General features: G+C 44.4%; 13 protein-coding genes and 1 pseudogene. 5 read left to right on the top strand and 9 right to left on the bottom strand.

Annotation, left to right across the window (positions count from 1 at the left end):
* Positions 1 to 12: 12 nt before the first annotated feature.
* The gene (locus LAY41_RS05155) at positions 13 to 2,679 is read right to left on the bottom strand and encodes an MGH1-like glycoside hydrolase domain-containing protein (protein ID WP_249094881.1); all 2,667 of its coding nucleotides are present in this window, start codon (positions 2,677 to 2,679) and stop codon (positions 13 to 15) included.
* A gap of 17 nt (positions 2,680 to 2,696) precedes the next feature.
* Complete coding sequence (locus LAY41_RS05150) at positions 2,697 to 3,257, bottom strand: sugar O-acetyltransferase (protein ID WP_338022933.1); 561 nt, start codon at positions 3,255 to 3,257, stop codon at positions 2,697 to 2,699.
* A 90-nt stretch (positions 3,258 to 3,347) separates the two neighbouring features.
* Here LAY41_RS05150 and LAY41_RS05145 point away from each other — a divergent pair, with 90 nt between their 5' ends.
* The 3 genes from LAY41_RS05145 to LAY41_RS05135 are packed head-to-tail and all read left to right on the top strand — an operon-like array spanning position 3,348 to position 4,158.
* Entirely contained in the window at positions 3,348 to 3,566 is a 219-nt protein-coding gene (locus LAY41_RS05145; RefSeq protein ID WP_249094879.1) for a hypothetical protein, read from the top strand.
* A gap of 42 nt (positions 3,567 to 3,608) precedes the next feature.
* A complete protein-coding gene (locus LAY41_RS05140) occupies positions 3,609 to 3,833 on the top strand; it encodes a ribbon-helix-helix domain-containing protein (protein WP_249094877.1) in 225 nt (74 codons plus the stop codon).
* Positions 3,820 to 4,158 carry a type II toxin-antitoxin system PemK/MazF family toxin gene (locus LAY41_RS05135; RefSeq protein ID WP_249094874.1) on the top strand — a complete coding sequence of 113 codons (339 nt, stop codon included), beginning with the start codon at positions 3,820 to 3,822 and terminating at the stop codon, positions 4,156 to 4,158. The genes LAY41_RS05140 and LAY41_RS05135 overlap by 14 nt, the downstream gene beginning before the upstream one ends.
* An 84-nt stretch (positions 4,159 to 4,242) precedes the next feature.
* Here the strand turns inward: LAY41_RS05135 and LAY41_RS05130 are convergent, their stop codons facing one another.
* Both LAY41_RS05130 and LAY41_RS05125 read right to left on the bottom strand, forming a co-directional pair.
* Entirely contained in the window at positions 4,243 to 7,710 is a 3,468-nt protein-coding gene (locus LAY41_RS05130; protein ID WP_338022932.1) for an nSTAND1 domain-containing NTPase, read from the bottom strand.
* Positions 7,711 to 7,739: 29 nt separating this feature from the next.
* Complete coding sequence (locus tag LAY41_RS05125) at positions 7,740 to 8,240, bottom strand: hypothetical protein (protein WP_249094871.1); 501 nt, start codon at positions 8,238 to 8,240, stop codon at positions 7,740 to 7,742.
* 122 nt (positions 8,241 to 8,362) lie between these two features.
* Between LAY41_RS05125 and LAY41_RS05120 the strand changes: the two genes are divergently transcribed.
* The gene (locus LAY41_RS05120; RefSeq protein ID WP_249070062.1) at positions 8,363 to 9,094 is read left to right on the top strand and encodes a Uma2 family endonuclease; all 732 of its coding nucleotides are present in this window, start codon (positions 8,363 to 8,365) and stop codon (positions 9,092 to 9,094) included.
* Here the strand turns inward: LAY41_RS05120 and LAY41_RS05115 are convergent.
* The 4 genes and pseudogenes from LAY41_RS05115 to LAY41_RS05100 form a co-directional block, all read right to left on the bottom strand.
* A pseudogene (locus LAY41_RS05115) lies at positions 9,084 to 9,446 on the bottom strand (nucleotidyltransferase family protein); the annotation flags it as partial. The gene LAY41_RS05120 and the pseudogene LAY41_RS05115 overlap by 11 nt on opposite strands.
* 166 nt (positions 9,447 to 9,612) lie before the next feature.
* Complete coding sequence (locus LAY41_RS05110; RefSeq protein WP_338022931.1) at positions 9,613 to 10,260, bottom strand: hypothetical protein; 648 nt, start codon at positions 10,258 to 10,260, stop codon at positions 9,613 to 9,615.
* A gap of 12 nt (positions 10,261 to 10,272) precedes the next feature.
* Positions 10,273 to 11,727, bottom strand: a complete 1,455-nt coding sequence (locus LAY41_RS05105; RefSeq protein WP_249094868.1) for a sensor histidine kinase — start codon at positions 11,725 to 11,727, stop codon at positions 10,273 to 10,275.
* A gap of 509 nt (positions 11,728 to 12,236) precedes the next feature.
* Positions 12,237 to 13,403 carry a pyridoxal phosphate-dependent aminotransferase gene (locus LAY41_RS05100; protein ID WP_249094864.1) on the bottom strand — a complete coding sequence of 389 codons (1,167 nt, stop codon included), beginning with the start codon at positions 13,401 to 13,403 and terminating at the stop codon, positions 12,237 to 12,239.
* 221 nt (positions 13,404 to 13,624) lie between these two features.
* Between LAY41_RS05100 and LAY41_RS05095 the strand changes: the two genes are divergently transcribed.
* The gene (locus tag LAY41_RS05095; protein WP_249094862.1) at positions 13,625 to 14,476 is read left to right on the top strand and encodes a Uma2 family endonuclease; all 852 of its coding nucleotides are present in this window, start codon (positions 13,625 to 13,627) and stop codon (positions 14,474 to 14,476) included.
* 89 nt (positions 14,477 to 14,565) lie between these two features.
* On the opposite strand, the gene LAY41_RS05090 is transcribed toward LAY41_RS05095, so the two are convergent.
* On the bottom strand, positions 14,566 to 15,648 hold the full coding sequence (locus LAY41_RS05090) for a class I fructose-bisphosphate aldolase (protein WP_249094861.1): 1,083 nt from the start codon (positions 15,646 to 15,648) through the stop codon (positions 14,566 to 14,568).
* Positions 15,649 to 15,666 lie beyond the last annotated feature (18 nt).

The raw sequence follows: 15,666 nt of genomic DNA, 5'->3' as shown, positions 1-15,666 counted from the left end.
TTGTTAACTATTTTAAAGCTCCTTTATTTTTAGCATAAATTCTCCGCACTGTTGAATCAATTCTGCAACTAAACCCGTCCATCCAGTTTGATGACTCGCACCAAGTCCGCTACCGTTATCGCCGTTAAAGTATTCATAGAAAAGAATGTAATCGCGCCAATGAGGGTCAGTTTGTAATTTTTGAATCCGACCGTAAACGGGCCGATCGCCAGAGGAATCTTTAAGAAAAATTCTTGTTAGTCTGCGAGACAATTCATCTGCAACTTCCCCAAGCGTCATTTCTTGACCAGAACCTGTCGGACACTCGATTTTAAAATCATCTCCCAGGTAAGAATGAAACTTGTGCAGCGATTCAATAATCAGATAATTGACTGGGAACCAAACTGGGCCGCGCCAATTGGAATTTCCCCCAAAAAGGCTGCTGCTAGATTCGGCTGGTTCGTAATCTACCCGGAACTCACATCCATCTATATTAAAAACATAAGGATGTTTGGCGTGATATTTAGAAAGGGCGCGGATGCCATAATCGCCAAAAAACTCTGTTTCATCAAGCAATTTTTGGAGAATACGCTTCAATTTACTCCGATAGACAATTGCTAGCAGTCTTGTGGCACCAATACCAGGTGTTTCCATGCAAGCGACATTTTGTTTCAAATCGGGACGATTTCTAATAAACCATTCCAGCCGTTTTTTAAAGCCTGGAAGCTGCTTTATAGTTTCCGGTTCAAGTGTTTCAACGGCGAAAAGCGGAATCAGCCCAACCATTGAACGCACTTTCAAAGTTAAATGGCGATTTTCGGTTAAATGCAGAACATCATAGTAAAAACCATCCTCTTCATCCCAGAGTGACGCCTCTACATCTCCCAAGTTATTCATCGCGTCAGCTATGTAGAGGAAATGCTCGAAAAATTTGCTAGCGATGTCTTCGTAAGTCGAATTTGTTTTAGCTAGTTCGAGTGCGATCGCAAGCATATTCAGACAGTACATACCCATCCAACTTGTACCATCTGACTGGTCAATATGTCCGCCAGTAGGAAGTTCTGAACTTCTATCAAAAACCCCAATATTATCTAATCCTAAAAATCCACCCTGAAAAACATTTTTACCCTCTATATCCTTCCGATTCACCCACCAAGTAAAATTGAGCAGCAACTTTTGAAATACTCGCTCCAAAAAATGTTTATCTGCCCGTCCATACATTTTTTCTTCTATCTTATAAATACGCCATGCAGCCCAAGCATGAACGGGCGGATTTACATCGCTAAATTTCCACTCATACGCTGGAATTTGACCGTTGGGGTGCATATACCATTCACGAGTTAATAGATCCAATTGCTTTTTAGCAAAATCAGGATCGATCGTCGCCAACGGAATGACGTGAAAAGCTAAATCCCAAGCTGCAAACCAAGGATATTCCCATTTATCCGGCATCGACAGAATATCATCGTTATAGAGATGAAACCACTCGCAATTTCTCCCTTTCTTCCGGTCTTGTGGTGGCGCTGGAGCAGCCATATCACCATTTAACCACTCTTCTACAACATAGTGATAATATTGCTTACTCCACAACATTCCTGCAAAAGCTTGTCGCTGCACATTTCGCTCGTCTTCTGTCAGAGATGATGGACTAATGCGTTGATAAAATTGATCCGCTTCTTGCTGGCGATTTTGAAAAATAGTATCAAATTCTGTGCCAAAAGGCTGCGCTAAATTGGCAGATTCAGTCAGTCGCAGTTGGATTATTTTAGTTTCACCTGCACCGATGTTTAATAAATAATTTGCTGCTACTTTCGTACCGATTTTATTGGGATTAATCGCCGATTTGTGACCGTAGACAATATAATCGTTAATTCCATCTTTGACATAATTAGAAGGATTGCTAACATCAAATAATCTACAATTGTTCGTTTCGTTTTCTGTAAATAAAAATTCCGTTAAATCGTTACAATAAAGCCATCTTTCACCCAGTTCTGGATGCGATGCTTCTATGACACTGAATTGAGTTTCTGCTTTGCTGACTTTCAGAAATGGCTTATCTTTATTTCCATTCCAGGCCCAAGTGTTACGAAACCAAAGAGTGGGTAAAAGATGTAGGGTCTTCGCTTCTTGGCCTCGATTGGCAACACTAATTTTAATTAAAATATCGTCTGGAGAGTTCTTGGCATACTCTACGAAAACATCAAAGTAACGGTCATCATCAAAAACACCTGTGTCGAGCAGTTCAAATTCTGGGTCTTTCCGGGTGAGACGACGATTTTCTTCTACCAATTGGTCATAAGGAAAAGCTTGGTGCGGATATTTATAAAGACATTTCATATAGGAATGAGTGGGGGTGCTGTCTATATAAAAGTAATATTCCTTGACATCTTCTCCGTGATTGCCTTCATTTCCCGTTAAGCCAAAAAGTCTTTCTTTCAAGATGGGATCTTCGCCATTCCAAAAAGCAAGAGCAAAACACAAACGCTGATGGTTATCGGAAATTCCGGCAATTCCATCTTCTCCCCAGCGATAGGCGCGAGAGCGAGCTTGATCGTGGGTAAAATAGTCCCAAGCTGAGCCGTCATTACTGTAATCTTCACGGACTGTTCCCCATTGACGATCGCTCAAATATGGCCCCCACCTGCGCCAGTGCCCTTTCCGTTTCCGTGCTTCTGCTAACCTTTTTTCTTCCTGAGTCATGGTTTTCAGTGCGAAACTTAAGATAAATGTCGAATAATTCGGCAGGGATTGCCAACAGCAACAACATTTGCAGGTATATCTTTTACAACCACACTGCCAGCGCCGATGGTGGTGTAGTCACCGATCGTTACCCCTGGACAAATGATAGCACCACCTCCAATCCAGACGTTGTTACCAATCTTCACAGGTGCGGCTAATTCTTTACCCGTCAGACGATCTGCGGGGGATGTGGGGTGATATGCTGCGTAAATCTGAACGTAAGGCCCACACAGGACGTTTTCACCAATTTCAACCTTGTTACAATCGAGAATCACACATCCAAAGTTCATGTAAAATTTGTCACCAATATAAATATTGCTTCCGTAGTCGCAGTGGAAAGGCGGGTCAATTTCAACATTAGGGCCAACTTTGGCAAATAATTCGGTTAAAATTTGGGTGCGTCTTTCTGCTTCTGACTCACTGGTAGTGTTGTATACTCTGGTCAGACCGCGTGCTAGTTTGCGATCGGCAACTAATTCGGAGTCAGCAGCGAGATATAACTCGCCTGCCAACATTTTCTCTTTTTCAGTTTTTTCCACAGTCTTAAATCATAGATTGTAAGTTCTGAAACCCGGTTTTTCTAAAAAACCCGGTTTCTTTGTAATGTACTACTTTTACATATAAAAATAATGACCATCGATTTGAATCGCAGGCAAATATTTTCAGGCATCGCCTACAATAGAGTCAAAACCCCTCTGTGCCAATTTATGCAAATTGTCCTACCACTAGCTAATGCGCCAGTTTTAGCAAGTGGAACGCTTGAAGATTTACAAGATCCAAATCGGTTTGGTGAAATCCTTGAAAGAGTTGAAAAAATTAAGAGGGAAAATAGAACGCTTGATGGTTAAGCTTTAGTGGCGCTATCATAGAAAAAGCTCTTTGGTAAGACTATGCCGATTGAAAATTTATCTATTTCCTTACCAGTCTATTTAGTAGACTTCATTGAGAAATACAAAACTTCCCATCAATACCAGTCTCCATCCCAAGTGATTGAAGCGGCGTTGAAATTATTGCAAAATTGGGAATTAGAAGAAGCTTATCGACAAGCTTCTGAAGAAATTGACTCAGATTGGGATATAACAATTGGGGATGGATTGACAGATGAAACGTGGTGAAATCTACTATGCAAATCTCAGTCCTGCAATTGGTTCTGAAATGGATAAACGCCGTCCTGTGTTGATAGTGAGTAATGATGCTAATAACCGCGCCGCCACCACATTAACGATTTTGCCACTTACATCTAATGTTAGTCGTGTTTACCCTTTTGAGGTTTTACTTAATCCAGAGGATAGCGGTTTACCTAAACCTTCTAAGGTGCAGGCGCAGCAAGTAAGGACAATTTCTAAGCAGCGAATTCAGGGCGATGTAGTGGAAGCTTTGAGTGAAGAAATAATGCAATTAGTGGATGCTGCAATTAAGTTGCATTTGGGGTTGAATTAAAAATAATTGAAGAATGCGATCGCATCTTTGAATTTAAAATGTAAAACCCTTCTATTTCCAGTCGCGATTAATCCTGTCTCTACTCTACTTTTTAGTGCCAATGCCATCGCAAAGCTGCTTGTCGCTCTTACTCACATTTGGATTATTCTGCAAATAGGGACGCATCCAATTGCAACTTCGCACCAGTAAATCATCGAAATCCAAATTCCACAAAATAACTGTTGTGTCACCACTGCCAGAAGCCAGAGTTTTGCCATCGGCGCTGAAACTGACGCTATTGACTGCTTCACTATGCCCATCGCTATCCCTGTCGATGGTGATTTTTTTTCCTGTATCGACATCCCAAAGTTGGATGGTTTTGTCATCACTGCCAGAAGCCAGGGTTTTGCCATCGGGACTGAAACTGACGCTCCTGACCGAATCGCTATGACCATTGAGGGTTCTGATTTTTTCGCCCGTATCGATATTCCATAGTTTGATGGTTTTGTCATCACTGCCAGAAGCTAAGGTTTTGCCATCGGGACTGAAACTGACACTATAAACCAAAGAATCATGCCCGTTGAGGGTTTTGATTTCTTTGCCTTTAGCAACATCCCAGAGTTTGATGGTTTTGTCATCACTGCCAGAAGCTAGGGTTTTGCCATCATGACTGAAACTAACGCTATTGACCTCATCGCTATGCCCATTGAGGGTTTTGATTTCTTTGCCTTTAGCAACATCCCAGAGTTTGATGGTTTTGTCAGCGCTTCCAGAAGCTAGGGTTTTGCCATCATGACTGAAACTGACGCTATAGACTGTATTGCTATGCCCATTGAGGGTCTTTTTTACTTTGCCCGTAGCAACATTCCAGAGTTTGATGGTTTTGTCACGACTGCCAGAAGCCAGGGTTTTGCCATCGGGACTGAAACTGAGGCTTTGGATCGCATCCTTATGCCCCTTGAGGGTTTTTGCTTTGCCCGTATCGACATTCCAGAGTTTGATGGTGTTGTCAAAACCACCAGAAGCCAAAGTTTTGCCATCGGGACTGAAACTGACGCTAAAGATGGAGTCCTTATGCCCCTTAAGGCTTTTTTCTTCGCCTATGGAGACATTCCAAATTTTGATGGTTTTGTCAAAACTACCAGAAGCCAAGGTTTTACCATCGGGACTGAAACTGACGCTAGAGATTGAATCCTTATGTTCATTGAAGTTGATGGTTTCTTCGCCCGTAGCGACATTCCAGAGTTTCATAGTGTTGTCATCACTGCCAGAAGCCAAGGTTTTACCATCAGGGCTGAAACTGACGCTATAGATGAAAGCGTTATGCCCACTGAGAGTTTTGATTTCTTTGCCCGTAGCGACATTCCAGATTTTGATCGTGTTGTCATCACTGCCAGAAGCCAAGGTTTTACCATCAGGACTGAAACTGACGCTTCTGACTCGATCGCTATGCCCATTAAGGGTTTTGATTTCTTTCCCCGTCTTAACATCCCAGAGTTTGATGCTTTTGTCAGTGCTTCCAGAAGCTAGGATTTTGCCATCACGACTGAAACTGACGCTATTGATATCAGCTTTATGCCCATTGAGGGTGATAATTTCTTTTCCGGTCTTGACATCCCAAATTTTGATGGTCTTTTCCTCACTACCAGAAGCCAGAGTTTTGCCATCGGGACTGAAACTGATGCTAAAGCCATACTTACCCTGCTTAGTGAGGGTTTTGATTTCTTGGCCTGTATTAACATTCCAGAGTTTGATGGTATTATCACCACCGCCAGAAGCCAGGGTTTTGCCATCGGGACTGAAACTAAGGCTAACGATCGAACCGCTATGCTCGATGGTGCGGATTAATTTGCCTGTCTTGACATCCCAAAGCTTAATAGTGGTGTCACGACTGCCGGAAGCCAAGGTTTTACCATCGGGACTAAAAGTAACACTATTGATCCAATTGCTATGCCCTTCCAAGCGGTTGCGCTCTTGTACACGGTAAATCCCTTGTCGCAACGCCGTTACTGCTTCTATTGGCAGATTCGCTTTTGAGCGCAGTAGTTTTGCACCTCGCAAAGCTTCAATCAGTGCATCAAACTGTTGGCCTTCTTCATTAAAGAGTGCATTTGAATAATTAATCCTAAGTTCCCCTTGGCTAATTTCAAGTTGTTGCTTTTGAAATTGTGTTTGCCGCCATTGCACCCCCGCGAATCCTGCCAAAAACAGAGCAAGTGCTGAAAAGACCGTCAACACTGAAATAGTCGTCTGCCGACTGCGTTTCTGTTTCTCTTGCTCTTGTTGCCGCAGGTTCAAACTTTGCTCGATATATTCCCGCTCATTTATCAAGTCTGATGTGCGCTTTTTTAACCAATCTTCAGCAATAACCAGAGGTTTTCCCGGTAACAAAGCCTCTTCATCTTGACCCTCAGAGTTCCATGTCGCCATTTGTGTCCGCAGTTGATGCCGCCAAGTGAGAAAAGCGCGGTCATTTTCTATCCATTCCTGCAACTGTCCCCATTCTCGAATCAACGCCTCGTGGACAACCTCAACCGTTTTTTCCTCTGTGGCTTCATTGCGTCCCGTAACCACCAAACGCACACCCGCTAAACCATCTGTGCGCCGGATCAACTCCCAACATTCCTCACCCACCTCCCCACGAGTCGCCACCCGTCGGGTATCCTCCGTCCCTTCCCCCGGACGCACTAACTGTAAAAAAATCCGTTGTGCCTGTTTCTGCTCTTGCTCACTCAGCTTGCCATAAACCGCTTCGGCATGATTGCTCAGTGCCTTTGCCACTCCCCCAATCTCTGAGTATGCCTGATGCGTCAATAGTCCCTGACTCTGCTTTTCCCACAGTTGAGTCAGCGCAAACTCCAGCAACGGCAAGTTTCCCGGTTCCTGTTTCACATCATCCAGAATTCGCTGTGTCAGTTTTTCCTGCAGTTTCACCCCCATTTTCTCAGCAGGGCGCTCAATTGCTGCTTGCATCTCCTCCGCTTTCATCAGCGTGATATTCTTTGCCGGGTACTTGTTTAACGCTTCGGTGAAGGGGGGATAATTCACCACATAACTATAAAAATCTGCCCGTAGCGTTAACACCAGGGTAACTGCGGGAGAAGCTGACTCAACTGCTGCCAGCAACGCATCGACAAACTGCTGTTGCTCTGTATCCGTGCATCCGGTATAAAGTTCCTCAAACTGGTCAATCACCAGCAGCAGACGCTTTCCAGGCTTATCCTTGAGAATTGCTGACACATCGGCTGTAAAACCATGCTGGCGGATAGATGCGGCAAGTTCTTTGGCTTTAATATTCTTATCCGTTTTGCCAAGTTCGGGTTCTAGCTGACTGATGAGAGCAGCAGCAAGCTCGTAAAATGGTTGTTTATTCGGACGAAAAGACTCAATTAACCAGCTTCCCGCTTCTCGCAACTTGGGAATCAGTCCCGCCAATACAACGGAAGACTTGCCGCTACCCGAAGAACCAATTACAGCGACTAAAGGCTGTTGCTGTACAACTCGAACTAACCCATCAACAAACGTTTCCCGCCCAAAGAAAAACTTTTCATCCTCCTCCTGAAATGCCAACAAGCCCCGATACGGACAATCATCGGGGCTAATTACTTTTTTTCAATTGCACCCCTAAACAGTCGTTTGAATGGCTCTTTAACTCTCCTCAAAGCTTTTTCCGTATCTAACTCCACCTCGTAGGTGATAATCCCAGGCAGAAGATTCAAAGCCAACTTTGCCTTCCCTTCTACAGGCGTTTCTGGTTCTTTAAGCGTGTCTCGAATTTCCCTCAACAAGTTCAGCAACTCAGCCGGATAGTTGGCATTAGGATTATTCTCAATCAGTTCTACCTCCTGCACAACAACGTCAATGGCATTCTGCGCCTCGACTTCTTCGACTGCACAAGTGCGTGCTTCTTGCGCCAAAACTTCCCAATACTCCGCCTCACACTGGCGAAGTTCTGGTAGAACTTCTTCCCGAATTCTTTGCTCGATAGCGTTTTTTGCAAAAATTTCGTCCGTGATGGCAAGACGCTTTTCCGCCTTGCCAAGTGTCTCGTATCGCAATTCTAAAGCTTTTTCTAAGTCAGCTAATCTACGGCTTGCAGGCATAGGTTGACCTATAAGTAGGATTTTTCCCTATATTGCCTCATTTTGGACAGAAACGGCAAGTAGTCTTAAGCGCCTCACCACCGAAACTTTGATAAAATCAAAATAAATCAACCGTAGCGTTTATGGCAACCCTATTCAGCGAAACCAAATCACCTCCAGGATTGGTCATTTCTTGGGAAGCTCTACCCGATGATTTTCAGTTAGAGGATGAACCAGTGGATAATACAGGACAACCACTTTTAGCAGGTGCTTTACGGGAAAGTTTAGAAATCAGTGGTTTTATTCAACCACAAATGTTGATCGCCTCCAACTTTGCTCTGTGTGCCACAATAAACGGGCAATTTATCGCCAAAGCACCAGATTGGGTATATGTAGCATCAGTGAAAGAGATTTTAGCAGAACGCCAAAGCTATACACCTAATTTAGAAGGGGAAGTGCCAGCTATTGTCATAGAATTTTTGTCAGATAAAGATGGGAGCGAATATTCTTTTAAGCGCACCTATCCACCTGGAAAATGGTTTTTCTACGAACAGATATTGCAAATTCCCATTTACGTCATATTCGATCCAGATGGCGGGTTATTAGAATATTATCAACTGGAAAATGAGCGCTATGAATTAAAGCAACCTGATGAAAATGGTCGTCATTGGATTGAAACAATGGGATTATTTTTAGGAACTTGGCAAGGAACAAAAGAAGGAAGAACTGGGTATTGGTTAAGGTGGTGGGATAAAGATGGTAATTTGTTACCTTGGGCGATAGAAAAAATTGAACAGGAACGCCAGGAAAAAGAAAGGCTGATCGCTTATTTGAGATCTCAGGGTATCGATCCCAATAATTTGCCTAATCTTTAACGAAAATTGCTTGTTTCAGCGATTGTACCACGTTCCTAGCATTCAGAAGCGATCGCATTTTCTTCAACTTCATCCAAATGCGATCGCTTACGCAAGTCCATGTTAATGCCCTTTCACTATTAGCCTTCGATTTGAATCGCAGGCGGGCTAACAGCGAAGCCAAAGCTGTCTTGACAATAAAATCAACTTTTCTATGAAACATCGATTTCAATTCGTCTTGCATTTGTAGGGTTTCAGTCAAGCCTCGTTTAGCTTCCGGTGCAAAGGTCACTAAAACATCAATATCACTATCAGAACGAAAATCTGACCTCAGAACAGAACCGAATACAGCAAATTCAATAATCTGCCAACGCTGACAAAATTCACTATTGCCTCATTTTAGAGATAAACGGCAAGTAGTAGTTAAAGCATATATTGGGTTTTCCTATCTCAGATCTTGCACCAATGCAATGGGCGGGCGGGACGCCTTGCCCCTGCCCCACAACAGAGCAATTTTAGGATTTGCTTACCCACTTCTTTTATTTCTCCACCTCATTAAGCCCACTCGCTAATATGCCCAGAATTTTATTGACATTATTTAAGTAATATTCAGGTAAGTCAATATTGATTACTTCCCCTTCCAGTTTCAAAAATTTCCAAGTTGTTCCAGTAGTAACAGTCCCATAAATTGCTGGTATGTTCTCGCCTTCGCGCTCATTAAAGATTCTCGCTGCTACCATTTCAGCTATACACTGCCCCAATCCAGCATTAATATTCTCTTTCTTTGCTTCTACAATAATAATGACAGGCGCTTTGAGCATCAGAAATTCTGGTAATCGGCTAATCAAAAAATCGCAAGTTCCATTCAATCCCCTTTCGGCATCTACACTAAAGTCTATCCCGGAAAATAAACTCGCTTGAAAATTTAATTGCCTTATTAATTCTAATAAAATAGGTGATATAATCATTTCGGAACGCGACTTTTCCGTGTTGCTACCAAGCGCAAAAGGCAGGTTATATCGAATTGTCTCTGCTAAAAAGTCGCTACATTTCAACTCCGGTACACTAGAGTATAGATCCACTTTGCTAGAAATAGTTAAGCCAAAAGTTTTTACCACTCTATCTAAAGTAAAATCACTGTAAGCCATAAGACCATAATTTTGATAAAGGCTAAGTAACTCTTTCAACTATTTTAGCTATTATTTTGATAACTGTGCAGGCAAAGTAACCGTAAATACACTACCTTCACCTAGTTTCGATCGGACCTTGACATTTCCCCCCATTCCCTCGACCAGCGTTTTCACAATTGATAACCCCAAACCAGTACCACCAGTGGAACGCGCCCTCGCTTCATCGACGCGATAAAACCGCTCAAAAATGCGGCTTTGATGTTGCAAAGAAATGCCGCCACCCCGATCGCACACTTGAATAATGGCCCGATCGTCCTGACAATCTAATTTCAAGATTACAGCTGCTTCGCCGTCGGAATATTTCAGCGCATTGTCTATCAAGTTAAGCAGCACTTGTTTGAGACGATTTCGATCGGATTTCACTTCTATCAATTTAGTATGAGCTTCACTTATAACCACACGATGACTAAATTGTTCTGCCATTCCCACAACTTCCGCCACAAGATCGTTCAACATCAGCGGTTCTAAATGTAAATGTAAATAACCGCTATCTGCTCTTGCCAAATCCAATAAATCTTGCAATAATCTAATTGTACGTTCTGCTTCCGAAGCGGCAATTTCCAAAGCTTCTCGCTGCGGTTCAGTTAGATTGTTGCCCCGCCTGAGCGTACTTTGCAAATAACCGTGAACAATAGTTAGAGGTGTCCGTAATTCGTGGGAAACATTGCCGACAAATTCTCGTTGTTGTTCCCATGCTTGCGACAGACGAGACAACATCATATCCCACATTTTCGCTAATTCTTTGACTTCGCTTGGGGCCCGATCGAGATCTAGCTTTACCTTATTCAAATTATCAGGAGAAATAGTTCCAGCTAGCTGACTCAACTGTAGCAACGGTTGGAGAGATTTCTGAATGTAGAGTGCGATCGCACCTGTTATCCCTAAGATTGATAAAATACTGGCAATCCACAAGTTGCGAATCACTATTAAAAACATCTCTCGATCGCGAGTGATATCCCGTGCGATGTAGACTTTGCCCAGCATTTGACCCTTCACTTCTAAGACGGCACCGCACAGCACCCAGTAGCGTCCATTCAGTGCGTAAACTTCCGGCTGCTGCGGCATTTCTGCAAGGGACATGAGTTTGGTAGCAAAAGCGCTTTCGGTGCCAAACAAAAAATTAGGCGATTGAGCCGCAATACTACCATCAGGATATCTCACCCACAACAGAATATCCTCAGTCGTCAGATTATTAATAGCTTTTTGCAACCCAGTTTCCACGGGCAACATCTCGCTGTAGAGTTGCACATCGCGAGGAAATCGCTTAGCAATATTCTCGATATTTTTCTGATGAGTAACTATTAACTGCTGCTGCATTTGCCAGCTAGTCCAGATGGCGACGCCACTCAAACCCAATGCTGAAACTGCGGCAATCCCAATTGTCAGGCGCGATCGCAAGGAGAATGGATCTAACTTTTTCCAAATTCGCTTTGTTTGTTTCAATATAATCTTGATAAATTGCATTTAATAGCAAACTCGTGTAATTTATTAGTTTTCAGTTATCGAGGAAGTTTGAGAAGTATCAGACGATCCCCCCTAGCCCCCCTTTTTAAGGGGGGGACAAGAGAGCTTCCAAAGTCCCCTTTTTCAAGGGGGATTTAAGGGGATCTCCAAAGGGTTGGTGTATCAGTAGTACATAAGCGAGATCCAGAAATTATCTGTTGTTATCATTGGTTAGATTTTTACCGCAGATGAAGACGGATGAACGCAGATGGACGCAGATATGAAACGCACGCAAATTTTTAGGCAACCGATGCTACGGGAACCGATATCAGCGTTTAAGTAATGACCAATGACCAGCCTAGCAATTGATTCTGAGAAAAGACTGATAAAATCGTGAGAAAATACTGCAAAAATAAAGTGCGTTAGGCGTGCCTAACGCACCGTCAAGATTTGATTTTGATGGGATGGATGTAGATAATTGCCTCATTTATCTGCATCCATCGGCGTGTCTTTGGCTGAAAATCCAAAGCTTAGGTACGCGATCGCACAAACCTATCCATGCGTTCCATCCCCTTCTCAATTGAAGTCATGTCAGTCGCGTAAGACAGGCGGATACAGTCATCTGCACCAAAAGCAATACCGGGGATAGCCGCAACTTGCTCAGATTCTAGCAGTGCATCGCAAAATTCCAGAGAAGTCATGCCAGTTTGGGTGATATTGACAAACAGGTAAAAGGCACCATCTGGTTTGGGACAAGTTAAACCAGGGATAGCGTTAAGGCGTTCAAACATCACCTGACGCCGAAGAGCAAAAGCTTGGCGCATCTCTTCCACACAGTCTTGCGGACTTGACAAAGCGGCGATCGCACCATACTGGGCAAAAGTACAGACATTCGATGTACTGTGTCCTTGGATGGTACTCACAGCTTTAATTAACTCAACGGGCCCCGCCAAATAGCCTATTCGCCAACCCGTCATCGAGTAAGCTTTGGCAAAACCACTGCTGATAATTGTGCGATCGAAAACTGCTGGACTAACCGCGCCAATGCTGAGGTGTTTTACCCCGTCGTAGATGATTTTCTCGTAAATTTCGTCAGAAACAACCAAAATATCTTTCTCAACTACCACCTCTGCAAGCGCCTTAATCTCATCTGGTGTATAAACTGCGCCTGTGGGATTAGAGGGAGAATTGAGGATAAATAAGCGGGTTTTGGGCGTTATCGCCTGACGCAGTTGCTCTGGCGTAATTTTGTAGTTATTTTTCTCATCAGTGGGGACAATTACTGGGACACCGCTTGCCAGCTTCACCATTTCTGGATAACTCAGCCAATAGGGAGCTGGAATAATTACTTCCGCCCGATCTTCGATCAGCGCCAGCATCAGGTTGAATAAAGAATGCTTGCCACCATTGGTAACAATCACGTTATCAGCCGTGTAACCGAGTCCATTTTGCGTTTTCAGCTTGTGCGCGATCGCCTCCCGCAACTTCGGCTCCCCAGCGGAAGGGCCATACTTGGTCTTACCCTCATCCAGAGCCTGCTTGGCAGCAGTTTTGATATGCTCTGGTGTATCGAAATCCGGTTCACCAGCGCTGAAACTACACACATCTATTCCCACCACCTTCATCGCCTTGGCTTTGGCGGCGATCGCTAACGTTAGGGAAGGCGCTACCTGACTAACTCGTGCTGCCAGCTTCATGCTTTTTGGTTTCTATCCGACTACATACGGCTATTTTCTAGTGTTCCAGAATATCCTATAATCCTCAATTCAAATTGTGTTTTTTTTACCTTTTCGGTTGTTGTAGCCAAATTTACCAATTACTCAGATCTGTTGTCAGGAAAGCGGTTGAGCCTATCAGCGTGCTTTGAGCAAATTGCCTCTATGATGGAGAAATCCATTTGCTATTGATGGTTAGACTTATGGTTCTCGAAGTCGCTCCGCAACCCCAAACGCCGATCGTGACTTGGGAAAAGCTTCCAGAGGACTTTATTCTGCCCGATGACCCTGTGGAAAATATTCAACAGCCTCCCTTGGCGGCAGCATTGACGGATGCGCTGGGTGCAGCCGATCGAATTGAGCCCTCAATGCTGATAGGCTCGAACTTTGGCCTAGTGGCAACGGTGAACCAAAAAACCGTAGTCAAAGCACCCGATTGGTTCTATGTCCCGCGTGTATTGCCGATCGCGGATAATGTAGTGCGTCGCAGTTACACACCGAATTCGGAAGGCGATAGAGTTGCGATCGTCATGGAATTTCTTTCGGAAACCGACGCTGGAGAATATTCTATTCGCCCCACCTTTCCCTATGGCAAGCTGCACTTCTACGAGCAAATTCTTCAAGTTCCGACATACATAATTTTCGATCCCCACACACCGACCTTGGAAGTGCGTCGCCTCCAGGACGATCGCTATCGATTGCAGGAGCCGATCGCCGCCGGACGCTTCTTTCTTCCCGAAATCGAGTTATTCCTGGGAAGTTGGTACGGCACTCGCTTAGGGATGACGACTCATTGGTTACGCTGGTGGGATGAAGCCGGTAACTTGTTGTTGTGGAGTTCGGAGCAAGCAGACCTGGAACGCCAACGCGCCGAGCAAGAACGCCAACGCGCTGAGCAAGAACGTCAACGCGCTGAGCAAGAACGTCAACGCGCTGAGCAAGAACGTCAACGCGCTGAGCAAGAACACCAACGCGCTGAGCAAGAACGTCAACGCGCCGATGTTTTAGCAGCCAAGCTACGGGAATTGGGCGTCGATCCAAACCGCCTCACTTAACTTACTGGGCGTAAAACTGAACACCCAGAAACCCGGTTTCTCCAAGAAACCGGGTTTCTAAGGTTTCTAAAGGTTGCGGAATGTGGGTTTTACGCGATCGTCACCTCTGGCGACAAATAAACATCCTGGATAGCGTTAAACAGCTTCACGCCCTCCTCAAACGGACGCTGGAACGTCTTGCGACCGGAAATCAATCCCGTACCACCAGCCCTTTTGTTAATCACCGCCGTGCGAACTGCTTCCGCAAAGTCGTTTTTACCAGAAGCACCGCCGGAGTTAATCAGTCCAGCACGACCGCAGTAGCAATTTAGCACCTGATAGCGGGTAAGGTCGATCGGGTGATCTGTCGTCAAATCTGTGTAAACCAGGTCATTCGTCATCCCGTATTTCTGGCCGGTAGCTTTAGCAACAGCCCCATAGCCATTATTGTTCTCAGGCAATTTCTGTTTAATGATGTCAGCTTCGATCGTAACGCCCAAGTGATTTGCCTGTCCGGTGAGGTCTGCCGCAAGGTGATAATCTTTATCTTGTTTAAATGCGTTGTTTCGCAGATAACACCAGAGGATAGTTGCGATACCGTATTCGTGGGCGAGAGCAAAGGCTTGGCTCACTTCTTGAATTTGGCGAGTCGATTCCTCTGAGCCGAAGTAAATTGTAGCACCTACGGCAACCGCTCCCAAATTCCAGGCTTGTTCGACAGAGGCGAACATTATCTGGTCATATTTATTGGGATAAGTAAGCAGTTCGTTGTGATTTAGCTTGACAATGAAGGGGATTTTGTGGGCATATTTGCGAGAAACCATGCCCAAAACGCCCAGGGTGGTAGCAACCGCATTGCAACCAGCTGCTAGAGCCAGTTTAACAATATTTTCCGGGTCAAAATAGATTGGATTGGGCGCAAAGGAAGCACCCGCAGAGTGTTCGATACCTTGGTCTACTGGCAGGATAGAAAGATAACCCGTGTTGGCGAGACGCCCGGTAGAATATAGTTGTTGCAGGCTACGCAAAACTTGGGGATTGCGATCGCTCACCGCAAAAATCCGGTCTACCGAGTCTGGCCCTGGCAGATGCAATAAATCTTTAGAAACTTTCGCTTTATAACTGAGGAGTTCTTCTGCTTCTTCACCCAGCAAGGATTCAAGAGAACTGGGCATAGATAAGGTTGTACTCATCGTAATTTTCCTGGGTCT

This window comes from Argonema galeatum A003/A1, from assembly GCF_023333595.1.
In the GTDB taxonomy this organism is placed as follows: domain Bacteria; phylum Cyanobacteriota; class Cyanobacteriia; order Cyanobacteriales; family Aerosakkonemataceae; genus Argonema; species Argonema galeatum.
Note: the sequence above shows the minus strand (reverse complement) of the source record. Positions and strands in the feature narration are given on the sequence as shown.

Coding starts and splice junctions, on each gene's coding strand:
- LAY41_RS05135 (WP_249094874.1), top strand. CDS start 3,820: ATGAAACGTGGTGAAATCTACTATGCAAATCTCAGTCCTGCAATTGGT.
- LAY41_RS05090 (WP_249094861.1), bottom strand. CDS start 15,648: ATGAGTACAACCTTATCTATGCCCAGTTCTCTTGAATCCTTGCTGGGT.
- LAY41_RS05155 (WP_249094881.1), bottom strand. CDS start 2,679: ATGACTCAGGAAGAAAAAAGGTTAGCAGAAGCACGGAAACGGAAAGGG.
- LAY41_RS05145 (WP_249094879.1), top strand. CDS start 3,348: ATGACCATCGATTTGAATCGCAGGCAAATATTTTCAGGCATCGCCTAC.
- LAY41_RS05140 (WP_249094877.1), top strand. CDS start 3,609: ATGCCGATTGAAAATTTATCTATTTCCTTACCAGTCTATTTAGTAGAC.
- LAY41_RS05105 (WP_249094868.1), bottom strand. CDS start 11,727: ATGCAATTTATCAAGATTATATTGAAACAAACAAAGCGAATTTGGAAA.
- LAY41_RS05125 (WP_249094871.1), bottom strand. CDS start 8,240: ATGCCTGCAAGCCGTAGATTAGCTGACTTAGAAAAAGCTTTAGAATTG.
- LAY41_RS05095 (WP_249094862.1), top strand. CDS start 13,625: ATGGTTCTCGAAGTCGCTCCGCAACCCCAAACGCCGATCGTGACTTGG.
- LAY41_RS05120 (WP_249070062.1), top strand. CDS start 8,363: ATGGCAACCCTATTCAGCGAAACCAAATCACCTCCAGGATTGGTCATT.
- LAY41_RS05100 (WP_249094864.1), bottom strand. CDS start 13,403: ATGAAGCTGGCAGCACGAGTTAGTCAGGTAGCGCCTTCCCTAACGTTA.